This is a genomic window from Pseudoalteromonas sp. APAL1, assembly GCF_021532475.1.
In the GTDB taxonomy this organism is placed as follows: domain Bacteria; phylum Pseudomonadota; class Gammaproteobacteria; order Enterobacterales; family Alteromonadaceae; genus Pseudoalteromonas; species Pseudoalteromonas lipolytica_C.
The window spans coordinates 64784-80892 of sequence record NZ_JAKGAW010000006.1; the positions used below are offsets into that span (position 1 = coordinate 64784).

A 16109-nucleotide genomic window follows, 5' to 3' on the forward strand; every position below is an offset into this window, starting at 1 on the left:
TTAACGACCTTCGCGGCGTAAAGCGCTTGAAGTGAACTCGTTATCATTGAATGATTGTGAGAAATCATACATTTTTTCTTGGTTATCTAAACCAATTGCTAGGTAACGACGTGAGTTAAGGTCATGATAAACTTCTAACGTACTCCAATGAGTCGGTACTTCATAGTAGTTAAGACCATGTGCCATTGCTACACGATACATTTGGTCACGGTTATCATAAATATCCGTTACATGTACTTGCCAGCTATCTTCATCAATATAGAAAACACGTTTCTTATAAATATGACGCGTACCTTCTTTCAGGTTTGCTTCTACAACCCAAACACGGTGCTTTTCGTAACGAACATATTCAGGGTTAATGTGACCAGCTTGCAAGATATCATCATAGCTTAACTTATCGCTGTGAAGTTTATAGCTGTTATATGGAATATAAAGCTCTTGCTTACCTTTTAATGTCCAGTTGTAACGGTTAGGAGAACCGTTGAACATATCAAAGTCATCAGTGGTACGTAAGCTATCAGCCGCTGTTCCTGGTGCATCATATGCAACATTAGGTGCACGACGAACTCGACGCTGACCTGAGTTGTACGTCCATGCTTGGCGTGGCGTTAAGATTTGGTCCATAGTTTCATGAACTAATAACGCAGTACCTGCTAGACGAGCTGGCTCAGTTACTTTTTGCTTAAACTTAAACAAGATATTAGATTCTTGCAGTTTTTCTGGCGTTGCATCTGGTGATGAATATTCAACTAAAAGTTGCTCTTCAAAACCAACATAATTATATGAGCCTGACGCTGTTGGTGCTGCTTGACCACCAGAGCGTTCAATTGATAAACCACGGAAACGTAAAAGGTGATTCCAAATTGCTTCTAAACCATCTTTAGGAATTGGGAAAGGTACACCCACAGCTGTGTTTTTAATACCGTTACCACCTTCAACTAACTCGGCTGTCGTAGCGTATTTTTTAGTCGCATCATAAACAAACTGCGGATAAGACGCACTACGACGCGTTGGATAAATGTTCATCTTAAACGTGTCTGGATAAGTGTTGAATAATTCAACCTGACCAGGGCTCAAGTACTCTTTATATTTATCAACGTTTGATTTATCGATGGTGAACAACACTTTATCATCAGCGAATGGGTCTGGGTGGTGCATGCCTGGTTTATAGTCTGCAGGAGGGGTTGTGATACCACCCGTCCAAGCTGGAATAGAACCATCTTTGTTAGCTGCTTTTTCTGCGCCAATTGGCGTTAAGTCATTACCTAAACGTGCTGCTTCATCAGCAGTAATTTTTGCAAGTACACTAGAGCTTGCGAAAACGCTACAAAAAGCTGCAGCAATGAGGGTAGGTTTTCTAATAATCATAATTTACCCTTAGATTGAATATTTAATATTAAATGAAACATAATCGCGGTCAGAGAATGTATTCGTCGCGCCACCACCCCAGAAAGAGTTATAGCTAAAGTCGAATGACCACGCATTTTGATAGTTGAAGTTCATCGTTACACCGAGTGATTTACGGTCTTCAACAAATAAGAACATCGGATCAGGTGTAATACCATTCACATCATGTGAGAACACAAAACGTGGCGAGAAGTTAACACCGTTGAAAATGTTATAGTAATCACCTTTAGCGATTAAACGATAACCCCATGCCGATGCTGTTGGGAACGGATTCGTTTCAGGACCATTCGATAAACCCATATGAAGGGTTGAATAATCATCGCTCAGTGGCCCCTGCATAATGCCGCTTCGACCCGTACCTGCAACGTTTAAACGCAGCTCATCGTACTCAGGCATATTATTAATGCGCACACCACCGATTTCACCAACAACCGCCCAGCTGTCTGCACCTAATGATGGGCCAAATAGATATGTTGCTGTAAATTGTAATTGTGCTGTGTTGCGTAATATAAAGCCTTGCGCCACTTCACCAGGACCTACAACACTTGTAGCATCACCCAGACTCATTTGCGAAATACCCGCAAAGTCAGGTCGAATTCCAGCCACGGCTAGTTGTTCTGGCATACCCGCATAAAGAAGCTCTACGTCATCAATTTGTAGTGGCTCATCTTGACGGAATGCAAATTCACCAGCGAAAGCAGTCTCGCCTAATGATGTATTAAAGCTGATACCATAAAGCTTAATATCTTCAGGGTATTCTAATTGGCCTTTGGTGAATGCTTGTAAGCTAGTTACATTATCTTCAGTGATTTCTGTAGATAACAACATACCAATATCAGCCGCGATAGCACCAGCTGTAAAATTAGACACTTGACCAGAAATTACTGGGCGTCGGCTATGGTAATTGATGTGGTATAAAGCCACTTCAGTATCGTTTAATTCAGGTAAAAACATACCTAAACGTAAACCATATTGACCACCATCATCTGGCTCATTTTTACCCGCACTGCCCTTACCTTTAAGAGCTACTTTAGTCGGATAAGCTAAATACATTTGCGCCATCATAGCTTGACCTTGCGCAGATGTTGGATCAACACCTTGCGAACGCACAATATCGTCTAAGCTGTTTAAGCTTTCTGTTAAGAATGCTAAATCGATATCTGGGTTTGATGTAAAACCTAGTTGAATATTTTGCTGATAACCATTTTCTGACGCGAAATCGTTAGTCGAGAAGTACGTACCAGCAGCTGGAAGACGTGTTTCATGCCATTCATATTGGTAAAAGCCTTCCAGTGTTAAGTTATCTGTAATGCCAAGTGATGCCCAAAGCATACCCACAGGGATAAAGGCTTCTTTTAACTCAGCGCCTGGCGCTTTTAAACGATCGATATCAACTGGGTTAACGTTAATACCATGAGAAATCAAGGTACTTTCACCCCAGTTTACAACTTGCTGACCTAAGCGAATAGACAGAGGGTTACGACCTTCATTTAAATCGAAGTTTGCCCAAACGTACGCATCTAATAAACGTAAATCAGCACATACTTGTTCTTTAGTGTCATCATCGTCACATGGGTCTACTTTGTTACCTGATGTAGGATTGCTATATGCAAAATCGCCATCCATCAATGCAAAGTCGTAAAAATACATAAAGCGTGTAAAGAAACCATAGTTATCTTTACTAATTGATAACTCGTGGTTGCCCTTTAATAATTTTGAGAATGAATCACCACTATCAAAATTTAAATTCCCTGCATCACCATTATTAGAGTAGGCACCAGGTTGGTTCCAAACATCCGCAGAAGAATAAATAGGATTTAACGCAGAATGATAACCTGTCCAATCAAATGAAGGATTATTACTTTTACCTATATGTTTAAAATCTCGGTCTTCAACACGAATGCTTTGACCATAAGAAAAGTTAGAGTCAAAACGTACGTCAAAGTCCCCTAACTCGAAGTTTGCTGCATGCAAAGATGTACTTGAGATTCCGAGTGTAGCCGCCGCGAGTCCCAAAGCTATTTTGTTTTTAACAAAAAGCGATCGTTTTATCATTGTGTTCATCCCCCTGTAACGGGTTGTTCTGTGATCAAATTGTTGTTTTTAGTATCTTTCTAACGATAGAAGCGAAACAATAAAAATACAATATAGAACGCGTTCAATCGGTTAATATTTATTTAAAAATGTGACGTTTACGTATTGGTAAGACGTCATACCAGATATTTTATACACGTAAATTAACAATAGAACAAATCGAATTAACAAAAATATAATAAAATTACTGTTTTGAAGAGCAAGAAAATAACTACAAATGAGGCTTTTTTACTGGGTACTGAGCAATAAAAAAGCAGCTATAGCTGCTTTTTAACTCACTTTCTCTAATTTTATAAACTGATTTTCATCGGTTAATGTTAGCCGAAAGCGCCCTCTTATTCCTAAAGAAGAAATGTGCGGGCGTAAATAACGAGCATCGAATCGTACGACTTTACCGCCGTCTTCTGTTACCTGAACAGACTTATATTTACCATGATAGTAATCAAGACATTCAGCATAACTAAGGTACAAAGCAAAATAGTATTCTCTCATTAGCTTTCAAGTGCTTTCTCAACCTTTTCAAATAAATCATCGCTTAACCCTTCTAAATTTGCTAAACGCATTAACTGCGCTTTTATAGCTGCTGAACGATTTTCGTCGTAACGTCGCCATGACATAAATGGGGTTAGCATTCGCGATGCATTTTGAGGGTTAATATCATTTAATTTAACTAATAAGTCACCCAAAAGTTCATAACCTTTACCATCTGCACGATGGAATTGGGTAATATTAAAATGACTAAAGCTGCCAACTAATGCCCGTACACGATTTGGGTTTCCAAAATCGAAGCTTGGATGATTATAAAGAGCTTTAATGTCTTCAATACTGCTCGCTGTCTCTTTCATCGCTTGCAGTGCAAACCATTTATCCATCACAAGTACATCATGACGCCATTTTGCATCAAATTCATCAAGTAATGTGTCACATAATGGGTGGTTAGCTTTCACAACAGCACTTAATGCTGCCAATACATTCGTCATATTACTACTGTGAGCAGACTCATTAATTAAGCTATTTACTGAGTTGTGATTTGTTTTAGCTAAATAGTACAAGCAAACTTGTTTAAGAGCACGTATGGCTACAGCAGTTGCAGAGGTTGATCCATCATCCAACAGAGCGTTATAACAATTAACAAAAGAGTCAGCTAAACTGCTTGCAATTTGCGCTTCAAAGGTATTATGCACTGCGATGATGTCATCCACAGGAATGATTGAGTATTCCGAGGCTAAAGTATCGTAACTGGGTAGTTTTAACAGTTCTGCAATTAGTGCAAGATCACCATCTCGCTCATCAATAAGTGTTTTAAGCGCATTAATTATTTCATCTGATAAGTTAGCATCACCAGATGCAACAGCTTGTTTCATCTCATTAGTAAATAAGCGTTGTTGAGCATCCCAGCGCGAAAAGTCACTACGGGCAAAACGCATAATATGTAACAGATCAGCAGCAGAAGTGTTTTGATTAACAATGCATGGCGCAGAGAAGTCCTCTAACAGCACTGCGACTGGACGCTGTTTAATCCCTTCAAAAACAAACTGCTGTGTTTTTTCAGTGACATTTAATACCGAATCTTGTGGCTGGTTATTAATCACAAGAGGTAGTGACTGCCCTACACTGTCTAAAAGCTCAATAGCAAACGGAATATGCAATAAGGCATTGTCAGGTTGATTATCAGGAGCAAACTGTTCAATGCTGAGTGTGAAGGTCTGCTTTTGTTCATCGTAAACTTGTTCTACATTAAGTTTTGGCGTACCAGCTTGACTATACCAACGCTTAAATTGCGTTAAATCGATACCTGATGCATCACTCATAGCAGCAACAAAATCATCACAGGTAACAGCTTGTCCGTCATGACGCTCAAAATACAATGACATACCTTGTTGGAACTTTTCTTCTCCCAGTAAGGTATGCATCATACGAATAACTTCAGCCCCTTTGTCATACACAGTAACCGTGTAAAAATTGTTCATTTCGATGACTTTTTCAGGGCGAATTGGGTGTGCCATAGGCCCCGCATCTTCAGTAAATTGGTGCGTTCGCATCACTTTAACCGCATCAATTCGATTGAGTGCTCGCGACCCCATATCACTACTAAACTCTTGATCGCGGAAAACAGTCAATCCCTCTTTTAAAGACAATTGGAACCAATCACGGCATGTAACTCGGTTTCCTGTCCAGTTGTGGAAGTACTCATGTCCGACTATGGATTCAATTGTATGGTAATCTTTATCTGTTGCTGTTTCTTGATTCGCCAGAACACATTTAGAGTTAAAGATATTTAAACCTTTATTTTCCATCGCGCCCATGTTGAAGAAATCAACAGCGACAATCATGTAAATATCTAAATCGTATTCAAGGTTAAAGCGCTCTTCATCCCATCGCATTGATTTTTTGAGAGATGTCATAGCATGAGGTGTTTTTGATAAATTTCCTTTATCAACAAATAACGCTAATTCAACATTGCGACCTGACTTGGTTGTATAATGATCACGTAGCACATCAAAGTCACCAGCGACTAATGCAAATAAGTAGCTAGGCTTTTTAAATGGGTCTTGCCATTTTACAAAGTGCCGACCGTCATCTAAGTTACCAGCCTCAATTTGGTTACCATTTGAGAGCAAGTGAGTATATTTTTTGTCAGCAATAATAGTCACATCAAAACTGGCAAGTACGTCTGGACGGTCGAGGTAATAAGTAATTTTTCGAAAACCTTCGGCTTCACATTGCGTACAGTAAGCACCACCCGACAAATACAAACCTTCTAGTGAAGTATTCGTTTGCGGATCAATATGGTTTTCTATTTTCAGAATAAAGTTTTCTGGTAGGTTATGAATGATTAGTTTTTCATCTTCGAGTGTATAATCATCATAGGCTTTATCATCAACCACCACTGAGATAAGCGTTAAATCAACACCATCAAGAGCAAGGTCCGAATTACTTTCATCAGTACGATTGATTGTCATTGTAGACTGTACTGACGTTTGTAAAGGCGCTAATTCGAAGCGTAAATCGATATGTTGAATTGAAAATTGAGGGGCTTGATAATCTTTTAAATATTGAGCTTGAGGTTTACTCGTAGCAGACATAACTGGCTCCAAAATGGCCCTGCAACTATACAGGGCCTAAGTTTATTATTCAGCGCTAGCTTCTTGTTTAACGTGTTTTGGGGTAATACGTAAAATCTTAATACCTAAATAGGCGTAAACAACCGCTAAGAATGGATTAATTAAATTAAAGAATGCATACATAGCGTAATCAAATGGATTTATTAATAAAACACTCTGCATGTAAGCACCACAGGTATTCCAAGGTATAAGTGGGCTTGTAATAGTACCGCCATCCTCTAATGTGCGAGATAAGTTAACTGGCTTCAAACCGCGCTTTTCGTACTCGTCTTTAAACATTCGACCAGGAACAACAATCGCAATATATTGGTCAGCTGCTACCGCATTTGTACCAATACAGGTTGCGATAGTGGCAGTAATAAGCGAGCCTGTGCTTTTTGCTATTTTTAAAATGCTCTTTACGAACATATCAAGTAAACCGGTTTTTTCCATAATAGCGCCGAACATCAAGGCTGTCATAATCAGCCAAGTTGTTGTTAGCATGCCTGCCATACCGCCACCACTTAATAGTGAGTCCATTTTTTCATCGCCAGTATCGATACTGAAACCGTCGAAGAAGGTTGTCCAAACTAGTTTAAAATAGCCAATCGCGTGGCCTTGTGATGCATCAATTTGGCTATTTATTAAATCTGATTGAAATAACATCGCCCAAATCGCACCTAATACTGCCCCGATAGAAATTGCAGGAAATGCTGGCATTTTACGGATCGCTAAGAAAAGTAATACAGCTAACGGCACTAGCATCTCAAAGCCAATATTGAAGTTTTGCTCTAATAAATTAACGATTTCATCAATACGGCCTGCTTCTGTCGAACCACCTGCATTAAATCCCATAAAAATAAAAATAATTAACGCAATAATAAAGCTTGGCACTGTTGTCCAGAGCATATGATGAATATGTTCAAATAAATCAGCTCCCGCAACAGCCGGTGCCAAATTAGTGGTTTCTGATAATGGACTTAACTTATCACCAAAGTAAGCACCAGAAATAACCGCCCCCGCAGTAACAACTTGTTCAAGGCCAAGGCCTGTTGCGACACCAAGCAGTGCAACACCAATGGTCGCAGCTGTAGTCCATGAGCTACCGATACTCATCGCAACAATGCCACAAATTAAACAACTAGCTGCGTAAAACCAGCTTGGATTAATGATCTGTAAACCATAGTAAATTAAGGTTGGTACAGTGCCTGAAAGTAGCCAAGTACCAATTAAAGCACCGACCATCAAAAGAATGATGATTGCACCAAGAGACAAAGTGATCCCTTCTATCATGGCTTGTTCTAGTTTCTTCCAGGTATAACCATTTTTTAAGCCAATTAATGCGGCAGTAAAGGTGGCAAATAATAATGCGATTTGATTTGGACCCGATGATGAGTTATCACCGAATAAGTAAACTGCTGCACCTAGCAGGCAAACCAGCACTGAAATTGGGATCAGGGCGTCCAAAAAGCTGGCCTGTTTAACAGGTTTATCTTCAACTGAATTCAAAAGATAGTCTCCTACACGTCTTATATGGCGTGTTTAATTATTATTGTTCATAAGCCTCAAACCCTTATAGTTTAAGGCTATCAGATTTTTCATTATAACAAGATGACCTGTTTTAGGTAGCAAAAAAGGCGCCTAAGCGCCTTTTTATTGAACAATTTTGCTAAAAAATTGCTAATTATTTTTTCGCGATACGACCATATTTAATATAGTCCTGAGTGATCAGAGCCGCTTCTTCTAAGAATGGGTCTAAATCATCAAGCACATCAGGTAAGTCGTCTAGTTTCTCAACCGGCTTTTCACCCAGACGAACCAAACGTTCATTTGCACGCTCTAACGCACGCTCTTCGCCTTCGTCTTTCTCTTTTAAGCGGTCAGCTTCAACTAGTGAGATAGTCTTACGGTCTTTCTCTTCTTGATAGCGCTTAATGTCATCAAACACATAGCCAAACTCAGGTTCACTTGCAATACGTGCATCATGAAGCTTATTAACGTAAGAGATAGCTGGTTTTAGGTTATCAACTGAGTTGTATTTAGCACGGATGATGCTGTCCCAAGGTAGTGCATTATCTTGCTGGCTTTCGCCCCACTCTGCAGGATCGATAGCTGAAGGGAAAGATACGTCTGGTATCACGCCTTTGTGCTGTGTACTGCCGCCATTGATACGGTAGAATTTTGCAATCGTATATTGCACGCTACCTAATGGATGATCATATAAATCGTAAGCACGGCCAAGCGGTTTATGCTGCTGTACAGTGCCTTTACCAAATGTTTGCTCACCAATCACAATTGCACGACCATAATCTTGCATTGCCGCAGCAAAAATTTCTGAGGCAGAGGCACTATAACGGTCAACTAATACCGTTAATGGGCCATCATAAAAAGTCACACCATCACGGTCTTTTTGCTCTTCAATACGATTATTTAGTGTATGGATTTGAACGACCGGGCCTTGATCTATAAATAAACCAGAAAGTTGTGTCGCTTCATATAAAGAACCACCACCATTTTGACGTAAGTCGATGATAATACCATCAACTTTAGCTTCTTTTAATTTAGCAAGCTCAACTTTTACATCTTGTGATAGGTTATTGTAAAAGCCTGGTATTTCAATCACACCGATTTTACTGGTTAAATCTGAATACTTTGCTTCAAACACATTTGATTTGGCAGCACGGTCTTCTAAGCGAATTTTATCACGGGTTATTTCAACCACTTTAGGTGTACCGTGAGCATCTGCACCTTTTAAGTATTGCAGACGAACTTTGGTGCCTTTTGGACCTTTTATAAGCTCAACAACATCATCTAAGCGCCAACCGATAACATCAACAAAGTCTTCACCTTCTTGGGCAACACCAATAATACGGTCATCAGCTTTAATTTGCTCTGACTTATCTGCTGGACCACCTGGTACTAGGCTACGAATTACTGTGTAATCTTCATCATAACTAAGGACTGCGCCGATACCTTCTAACTCAAGGTCCATATCCATCTTGAATTGTTCAGCACGTCGTGGAGATAAATAAGAAGTATGCGCTTCGATGCTTCGTGCAAACGAGTTCATTACAATTTGAAACGCATCTTCACTATTTGTTTGTACTAAGCGTTTTTGCGCATTGTGGTAACGCTTGGTTAAAACATCTTTAATGCCTTGCCAATCTTTACCTGTCATTTTTAAGCGTAACGCATCATATTTAACTCGTTGACGCCATAACTCATCTAACTCAGCCTGAGTTGTTGCCCAACTCGCGTCCTCGCGGTCGAACATGTATTCATCTTCTTTATCAAAAGTCATTTCTTTATCAAGTAATGACAATGAATAATCATAACGCTCAAAACGTCGTTTTAAGCTTAAGTTAAAAATATCAAAAGCAAACCCAAGCTTCCCTGTCGAAAGTGCATTATCAAACTGGTCTTTATATTGCGAGAATGATGCAATATCTGAAGCTAAAAAAACACTTTTGTTGAAATCAAGGGATTCGATGTAACGATCAAAAACTTGTTCAGATAATTCGTCGTTAAAACGAATAGGTTTGTAGTGTGCACGAGTAAATAAGTTTGTCACCCGTTTACTAGCCGTACTATGCTGGCTTTCTTGCTTAAGAATAGGCAAATCTTCAACAGTAAGATTGTCTGTAGATGCCAATAATGAACCTGAAAACAGGGCAGCGACTAACGGAATGAGCGTAAACTTATTACTCATACACAACTCCTTAATTTTTTACAGCTATTAAATGATATACAGGCTGTCTGCTTTGGTCTTAACTTGCATCCCTGTTACTAACTCAACATGAACCTCATCTTTGTTCACTTCAGTAATAACCGCATTAACAAGTGCTTGGCCAAGTTTAACTTTAACTTTGCTATTTACCTTGACCTCAGAGGCAGGTAAAGGTTCAACTTTTCCAGAACGTTTTGCAGGTGCAGCTTTTGCAGGCTTATTGCTAACTTTAGCGCCTTTTTCAGCTGATTTTGCATGATGACCCGTATTCTTTTTGTAAGATTTTGTGTCACCGTCTTTGCGTGGACGTTGTTGCTTTTTGCGTTTAGCCATTTTTGCACGGCTTTCTTCTAACGCTTTTTGTGCATGTTCAACGTGTTCTTGTTCCACTTTTTCGTCTTGATTACCATCAAGATCGATACGAAACTCAGATTTAGTTACTGCTTCTAAATAACGCCAATTAGAGGTGTATTTTCTTAGCGCTTGACGAACCTGAGTTTTACTTACTTTCTCAGAACCTTCAATGCGCTCAGCGATATCTTTAAAAATACCTACTTTTAGCGGTTGAATGCCGTCTTTTTGTTTAAAACATTGTGGAAATTCTTGGTATAAGAAATCCAGTACTTCATTAATATCTTTTAGCTTGTTTGTGGTTTCCATGTTAGAACCTTTTATTACATCTTTTCATCAAGTGATGAATCGACATAGTGTGTTACCCAGTCGGTCAACTCTTCGAAGTCCGCTTCAATAAGCGCTAAATCACCGCGAAGGTGTTCCCAAATACCATTAATAATTTCATCAATTGATTCACAGTCAAGGTCATCAGGTAGACGATCCCAAGCCATGTGAATCAAGTCGTTGAGCCTTTCAGCAACAACTTCTTCTTCCCCTTCCCAATCACCTACATCGTGAATCGCAAAAAGGTAATCTTGCACATTTAGCAGATCTTTCATTTTAGATTTGCCTCAAAGCATTTTACCAATGCTTCTAAACCAGCTTGATCATCAGTATCAAAACGGCCAATGCTCGGGCTATCAATATCAAGTACAGCAAACACTTTACCATCTTTAAAAACAGGTACAACAATTTCAGAATTTGATGCTGCATCACATGCAATATGACCTGCAAATGCGTGAACATCTTCAACTAATTGTGTTTGTTGTGTTTGTGCAGCAGTCCCACATACTCCTTTACCTACTGGAATACGGATGCATGCTGGATTGCCTTGAAACGGCCCTAACACTAATTCTTCGGGAGAATCCATTAGATAAAAGCCCGCCCAGTTTATATCCTCTAAAGAGGTAAACAACAACGCACTTAAATTTGCCATATTTGCAATGACATTTGATTCACCTGCAATTAGTGATTCAGCTTGTTTAACTAATGACTGGTAAAAATCCTGCTTTTGCATACCAAACTACTTCTTATTAAACATACAGTAGCTAAAGGTACTCTTTGTAAGCAATAAATGAAACCTTTTAAGGGCAAAAAAAAACAATTTGCCCTTAAAATAAGCTAGCTTGATTAAATATTCTGCTATTGATGTGGAGATTGGGTTGCTAACCCCTGTCTTAAACCAAATAAAAACAGCCCTGCTGCTAAGGCAGACATTACTGCATTGATTACAAATGCCATCCCTGTAGTTGCACTTAACAAGTAACTAAAAATTGCCCCACCTAATAATCCCAGTGTCAAAACGCCCGAATAGTTTACTTTTGCATATTTATACATAAGTAAATAACCCGGCACTACAAACGCCGCCATTGTAAGACCCACAATGTGCGCATTAGCGATTGCACTGACAAGTAGATTAAAAAAAATACTCAGCCCATTACCATCTAAGGTAAAAGCATAATAAAGGCCGAGGATACAACCTACGATAACGGGCGATAATAATGAAAGTCCTACACTCTTTGCTAAACGATGTTTCATAAATTCCCTAATTTCACAAAGATAATACGAGATACGTAAAGCATGGACTAAGTGGTTGAAATGCGAAATATCGACAATAGTCGTAATTTGTAAAACTGAGGAAAGGCTGTAGAAACAAAAAAGCCGCTGAATAAATTCAGCGGCTTCAATGATGGTGGAGAGATAGGGATTTGAACCCTAGAGGGGCTACAAACCCCTGCCGGTTTTCAAGACCGGTGCATTCGACCACTCTGCCATCTCTCCGAATGCGAAAAACCTACTCGCTAACGCCAGTAGTAAAAATAATGGTGGAGAGATAGGGATTTGAACCCTAGAGGGGCTACAAACCCCTGCCGGTTTTCAAGACCGGTGCATTCGACCACTCTGCCATCTCTCCGACGGCGTGCATAATAGATAAGGCAGCTGTGTTTGTGAAGCTTTTTTTTCAAAAATCTGTTTAAGTGATTAAAAAACAACTAAATCGCTCAGCATTAACACAATTAAAGTCAAAATATAATCGATTTGAACTTTTTGATTATTTTGCATGTCTATTGATCTACAAAGGTTTGCCCAAACATATAACTCTTGATAGGCTTAGTTTCAGTTTAATATTGGAACTAACGAACGAATTAAGTTCATTCAAAGGAGCTCTAACAATGGCGTTTAATCAATCGTACAATACCACTAGACCGGTAATGTCGACTATTGAAACAAATAAAGTATTAAAAAATACTTACTTTTTACTGGCTATGACACTTGCTTTTAGCGCAGTAACTGCAGGTATTTCAATGGCGATGAATCTACCTTATTTTATGGGGTTAGTATTTAGCTTGATTGCATTTGGTGTTCTTTTTGTAGTTAACAAAAAGGCTGACAGTGCATCAGGTGTTGCATGGGTGTTTGTATTTACTGGTTTGATGGGCGCGGGCCTTGGCCCTATGCTTAACTACTATGCAGCAATGCCGAACGGTCCAATGCTAATAATGCAAGCGCTTGGTTCTACTGCGTTGATCTTCTTTGGTTTGTCTGCGTATGCACTAACCACTAAAAAAGACTTCTCATTTATGGGCGGCTTTTTAACTGTTGGTTTAATAGTGGTTATCATTGCAAGCCTAGTAAACCTCTTTATTGGTAGCTCTATCACCTTTATGGTTATTAATGCAGCTGTTGTATTGATTATGTCTGGTTTAATCTTATTCGATACAAGCCGTATCATAAATGGCGGCGAGACAAACTATATTCGTGCCACAGTATCTTTATACCTGAACGTCTATAACTTATTTACATCTCTTCTACACCTACTTGGTGCAAGTGATGACTAATTAAATAGTTCTGTTAAAATAGCCCCTTTCTAGGGGCTTTTTTATTGGATGCGTTTTGGCAAAATTTGTACTTTCTCTTCACACCGCACCGACTGACCACGATACTACACAACGTCTGATTAAATTTTCACAGGCATGCATTGAGTCAGGTCACACTATTTCAGCTGTATTTTTATACCAAGCAGGTGTTTTTCATGCCAGCCAACATTTAGAGCTTGCCAGTGACGAACTACCAATAAGTCGTTTGTGGCAAAGTTTACATGAACAAGCTATTCCGCTTTTATTATGCGTTACAGCTGCAGAAAAACGAGGATTAAATATTAACCAAACGGGTGTTTTCACAGTGGCGGGGTTAGCTGAGTTTGCAATGCTTGCCAGTGATGCTGATAAATGGGTGCAATTTAAATGAAAAACGTATTAGTTATTAGCCAACACAGCCCGTTTGATGACCAGCATATTCGTGACTCACTCGACACGACGCTAATTTTCGCTGCTATTGAACAAAACATTAGCTGGTTGCTCAGTGGTGAGGCGGTTTTAGCTCTAAAAAAGAATCAACAGCCAGAACAACTTGGTATCAAAAACTATTTTAAAACCATTAAGACGCTTGAGTTATATGATGTAGAAAATATTTATGTGTGTGAAAAATCATTAATAGACTTTAATTTAACAAAAGATAAATTAATTATTGATGTGAAGGTAGCCAGTTTTGAGCAGCAACGTCATTTAATAAGACAACAAGATCAGGTGGTAACATTATGAGCACACTTCATATATTTGCTAAACCACTTTCTCATTATTGCACCAATACGCTAGCAAATTTAATAGCCGCAGAGGATACTATTCTATTAGTTAGCGATGCTTGCTACAGCAGCACGCAATTTAAGCAATTTTCATCCGCTTTATATTTACTCAATGAAGATGCCACAGCACGAAATATCTCTATAAGCTTGGGCGACATCGCAATCGACTACACGCAATTTGTAGAAATGACTCTAAACACAAAGAACACGATTACTTGGTAAACCATGCTTGAATTTAATAACAAACAAATAGAAACTGACAAACAAGGTTATTTACTTGACTCAAATGATTGGTGTGAAGAGCTTGCACCAATCATTGCTGAGCAAGAGAATATTACGTTAAGTGAACAGCACTGGGAAGTTGTGCACTTTGTGCGTGATTTTTACTTAGAATATAACACCAGCCCAGCAATCCGGATGCTGGTCAAAGCCATGGCCCAAAAACTAGGTGAAGAAAAAGGTAATAGTATGTACTTATATAAACTATTTCCCAAAGGCCCAGCTAAACAAGCAACTAAAATTGCAGGTTTGCCTAAACCGGCTAGGTGTATTTAATGGTAAACAAAGCCAATAGCAAACCACGTCGTAGTAGCGGTCGAACGTATTCAAGGCCCACGCAAAAACGCCAAGTTAAAAAAGCAATTAATCCAGAGCAGCGCAAAGTAGTGCTGTTTAACAAACCATTTGATGTGCTTTGCCAATTTACTGATGATCAAAACCGCAAAACGCTTGCCGACTTTATTAGTATTAAAGACGTGTATGCAGCAGGACGCTTAGACAGAGATAGCGAAGGGCTTTTGCTACTTACAAACTGCGGCAAGTTACAACATACACTCACTGAACCCAATAAAAAAACAGCTAAAACGTATTGGGTTCAAGTAGAAGGCGATGTCAGTGATGAGGCTATTTTTGCCCTAAACAAAGGCGTAGAACTTAAAGATGGCATGACCAAGCCTGCCAAGGTTAAACGCATTAACGAACCATCAATTTGGCCGCGTACCCCGCCCGTTCGCGAGCGCAAAAACATACCTACCAGCTGGTTGGAAATCTCTATAACTGAGGGACGCAATCGCCAAGTTCGTCGCATGACTGCTCATGTTGGCTTTCCAACTCTACGATTAATTCGTTACAGCATTGGTAACTATACTCTCGATGGTTTGGATAGTGGTCAGTTTAAAGTAGTGAACAATCCAGATGCATAAACCTAATGTCACAGTCGCGGCTATCGTTACATGCGAAGATAAGTTTTTACTTGTTAAAGAACGCGATAAACACACAGGTGAGATCTGTTATAACCAGCCTGCCGGTCATTTGGAGGCAAATGAAACCTTAGCTGAAGCTGCTTGTCGTGAGCTTATTGAAGAGACAGGTATTAGCCTTAATGCCAGCCATCTGGTTGGTATTTACAATTTACATGCGGCTAATGGCGTCCATTATATGCGTTTTAGCTTTGCTTTTACTTGCCCAGAGCTATATTTACCATCACCCCAAGATAATGACATTCTCAGTGCCGATTGGTTTAGCATTGAGCAAATAAGAAACTTACCACTTAGAAGCCCGCTGGTTTTAAAATGCATTGAAGATCATTTAGCTGGCCAAGCCTACCCCCTAAGTTTGATTTACCAATAACCGCTGTGATTTTGGCTGGTTTGGGCGTCTAAAAGTATGCTATATCCAACCCACTATTACTTGCAATCAATGCCTTGCCTAAATCGCTTTTAATTCCAACTGAAACTCGCAT

General features: G+C 39.4%; 17 protein-coding genes and 2 tRNA genes. 7 read left to right on the plus strand and 12 right to left on the minus strand.

Annotated elements, in window-relative coordinates; all coding sequences use genetic code 11:
• The 12 genes from L1264_RS04705 to L1264_RS04760 form a co-directional block, all read right to left on the minus strand.
• On the minus strand, window positions 1-1365 hold the full coding sequence (locus L1264_RS04705; RefSeq protein WP_135926279.1) for a DUF1329 domain-containing protein: 1365 nt from the start codon (window positions 1363-1365) through the stop codon (window positions 1-3).
• A gap of 12 nt (window positions 1366-1377) precedes the next feature.
• On the minus strand, window positions 1378-3462 hold the full coding sequence (locus tag L1264_RS04710) for a DUF1302 domain-containing protein (RefSeq protein ID WP_235403682.1): 2085 nt from the start codon (window positions 3460-3462) through the stop codon (window positions 1378-1380).
• A 309-nt stretch (window positions 3463-3771) separates the two neighbouring features.
• The gene (locus L1264_RS04715) at window positions 3772-3993 is read right to left on the minus strand and encodes a DUF2835 family protein (RefSeq protein ID WP_199526429.1); all 222 of its coding nucleotides are present in this window, start codon (window positions 3991-3993) and stop codon (window positions 3772-3774) included.
• The gene (gene pepN / locus L1264_RS04720; protein ID WP_199526428.1) at window positions 3993-6587 is read right to left on the minus strand and encodes an aminopeptidase N; all 2595 of its coding nucleotides are present in this window, start codon (window positions 6585-6587) and stop codon (window positions 3993-3995) included. Before pepN ends, L1264_RS04715 begins: the two co-directional genes overlap by 1 nt.
• Window positions 6588-6632: 45 nt before the next feature.
• A complete protein-coding gene (gene nhaC / locus L1264_RS04725) occupies window positions 6633-8114 on the minus strand; it encodes a Na+/H+ antiporter NhaC (protein ID WP_135924812.1) in 1482 nt (493 codons plus the stop codon).
• A 175-nt stretch (window positions 8115-8289) separates the two neighbouring features.
• Window positions 8290-10314: a carboxy terminal-processing peptidase gene (gene prc / locus L1264_RS04730; RefSeq protein WP_135924815.1), complete on the minus strand. Its 2025-nt coding sequence runs from the start codon at window positions 10312-10314 to the stop codon at window positions 8290-8292.
• Between the two features lie 27 nt (window positions 10315-10341).
• Window positions 10342-10992, minus strand: coding sequence for an RNA chaperone ProQ (gene proQ / locus L1264_RS04735; RefSeq protein ID WP_138557580.1), 651 nt, complete (start codon window positions 10990-10992; stop codon window positions 10342-10344).
• A 14-nt stretch (window positions 10993-11006) separates the two neighbouring features.
• The gene (locus L1264_RS04740; RefSeq protein WP_135924820.1) at window positions 11007-11285 is read right to left on the minus strand and encodes a hypothetical protein; all 279 of its coding nucleotides are present in this window, start codon (window positions 11283-11285) and stop codon (window positions 11007-11009) included.
• Entirely contained in the window at window positions 11282-11743 is a 462-nt protein-coding gene (locus tag L1264_RS04745; RefSeq protein ID WP_135924823.1) for a GAF domain-containing protein, read from the minus strand. The genes L1264_RS04740 and L1264_RS04745 overlap by 4 nt, the downstream gene beginning before the upstream one ends.
• A 125-nt stretch (window positions 11744-11868) precedes the next feature.
• Window positions 11869-12264 carry a hypothetical protein gene (locus L1264_RS04750; protein ID WP_138557581.1) on the minus strand — a complete coding sequence of 132 codons (396 nt, stop codon included), beginning with the start codon at window positions 12262-12264 and terminating at the stop codon, window positions 11869-11871.
• A 152-nt stretch (window positions 12265-12416) separates the two neighbouring features.
• Window positions 12417-12507, minus strand: a tRNA-Ser gene (locus L1264_RS04755).
• Window positions 12508-12549: 42 nt separating this feature from the next.
• Window positions 12550-12640, minus strand: a tRNA-Ser gene (locus tag L1264_RS04760).
• 259 nt (window positions 12641-12899) lie between these two features.
• On the opposite strand from L1264_RS04760, the gene L1264_RS04765 reads away from it, so the two are divergent.
• From L1264_RS04765 to L1264_RS04795, 7 genes are read left to right on the plus strand one after another with little or no spacing between them, the layout of a single operon-like run.
• Complete coding sequence (locus L1264_RS04765; RefSeq protein ID WP_135924827.1) at window positions 12900-13565, plus strand: Bax inhibitor-1/YccA family protein; 666 nt, start codon at window positions 12900-12902, stop codon at window positions 13563-13565.
• 55 nt (window positions 13566-13620) lie between these two features.
• Window positions 13621-13974: a sulfurtransferase complex subunit TusD gene (gene tusD, locus L1264_RS04770; protein WP_199526427.1), complete on the plus strand. Its 354-nt coding sequence runs from the start codon at window positions 13621-13623 to the stop codon at window positions 13972-13974.
• Complete coding sequence (gene tusC / locus L1264_RS04775) at window positions 13971-14327, plus strand: sulfurtransferase complex subunit TusC (RefSeq protein WP_199526426.1); 357 nt, start codon at window positions 13971-13973, stop codon at window positions 14325-14327. Before tusD ends, tusC begins: the two co-directional genes overlap by 4 nt.
• On the plus strand, window positions 14324-14590 hold the full coding sequence (tusB, locus tag L1264_RS04780; protein ID WP_135924835.1) for a sulfurtransferase complex subunit TusB: 267 nt from the start codon (window positions 14324-14326) through the stop codon (window positions 14588-14590). The genes tusC and tusB overlap by 4 nt, the downstream gene beginning before the upstream one ends.
• A gap of 3 nt (window positions 14591-14593) precedes the next feature.
• Complete coding sequence (locus L1264_RS04785) at window positions 14594-14923, plus strand: TusE/DsrC/DsvC family sulfur relay protein (RefSeq protein WP_135924837.1); 330 nt, start codon at window positions 14594-14596, stop codon at window positions 14921-14923.
• Window positions 14923-15570 carry an rRNA large subunit pseudouridine synthase E gene (locus L1264_RS04790; RefSeq protein ID WP_199526425.1) on the plus strand — a complete coding sequence of 216 codons (648 nt, stop codon included), beginning with the start codon at window positions 14923-14925 and terminating at the stop codon, window positions 15568-15570. Before L1264_RS04785 ends, L1264_RS04790 begins: the two co-directional genes overlap by 1 nt.
• A complete protein-coding gene (locus L1264_RS04795; protein ID WP_199526424.1) occupies window positions 15563-15997 on the plus strand; it encodes an NUDIX hydrolase in 435 nt (144 codons plus the stop codon). The genes L1264_RS04790 and L1264_RS04795 overlap by 8 nt, the downstream gene beginning before the upstream one ends.
• The last annotated feature ends 112 nt before the right edge of the window (window positions 15998-16109 follow it).

Excerpts from the sequence above, each read along its gene's own strand:
- tusB (WP_135924835.1), top strand. The coding sequence starts at position 14,324 with ATGAGCACACTTCATATATTTGCTAAACCACTTTCTCATTATTGCACC.
- L1264_RS04745 (WP_135924823.1), bottom strand. The coding sequence starts at position 11,743 with ATGCAAAAGCAGGATTTTTACCAGTCATTAGTTAAACAAGCTGAATCA.
- tusC (WP_199526426.1), top strand. The coding sequence starts at position 13,971 with ATGAAAAACGTATTAGTTATTAGCCAACACAGCCCGTTTGATGACCAG.
- proQ (WP_138557580.1), bottom strand. The coding sequence starts at position 10,992 with ATGGAAACCACAAACAAGCTAAAAGATATTAATGAAGTACTGGATTTC.
- pepN (WP_199526428.1), bottom strand. The coding sequence starts at position 6,587 with ATGTCTGCTACGAGTAAACCTCAAGCTCAATATTTAAAAGATTATCAA.
- L1264_RS04710 (WP_235403682.1), bottom strand. The coding sequence starts at position 3,462 with ATGATAAAACGATCGCTTTTTGTTAAAAACAAAATAGCTTTGGGACTC.
- prc (WP_135924815.1), bottom strand. The coding sequence starts at position 10,314 with ATGAGTAATAAGTTTACGCTCATTCCGTTAGTCGCTGCCCTGTTTTCA.
- L1264_RS04740 (WP_135924820.1), bottom strand. The coding sequence starts at position 11,285 with ATGAAAGATCTGCTAAATGTGCAAGATTACCTTTTTGCGATTCACGAT.
- L1264_RS04790 (WP_199526425.1), top strand. The coding sequence starts at position 14,923 with ATGGTAAACAAAGCCAATAGCAAACCACGTCGTAGTAGCGGTCGAACG.
- L1264_RS04750 (WP_138557581.1), bottom strand. The coding sequence starts at position 12,264 with ATGAAACATCGTTTAGCAAAGAGTGTAGGACTTTCATTATTATCGCCC.
- L1264_RS04795 (WP_199526424.1), top strand. The coding sequence starts at position 15,563 with ATGCATAAACCTAATGTCACAGTCGCGGCTATCGTTACATGCGAAGAT.
- L1264_RS04765 (WP_135924827.1), top strand. The coding sequence starts at position 12,900 with ATGGCGTTTAATCAATCGTACAATACCACTAGACCGGTAATGTCGACT.
- L1264_RS04785 (WP_135924837.1), top strand. The coding sequence starts at position 14,594 with ATGCTTGAATTTAATAACAAACAAATAGAAACTGACAAACAAGGTTAT.
- L1264_RS04715 (WP_199526429.1), bottom strand. The coding sequence starts at position 3,993 with ATGAGAGAATACTATTTTGCTTTGTACCTTAGTTATGCTGAATGTCTT.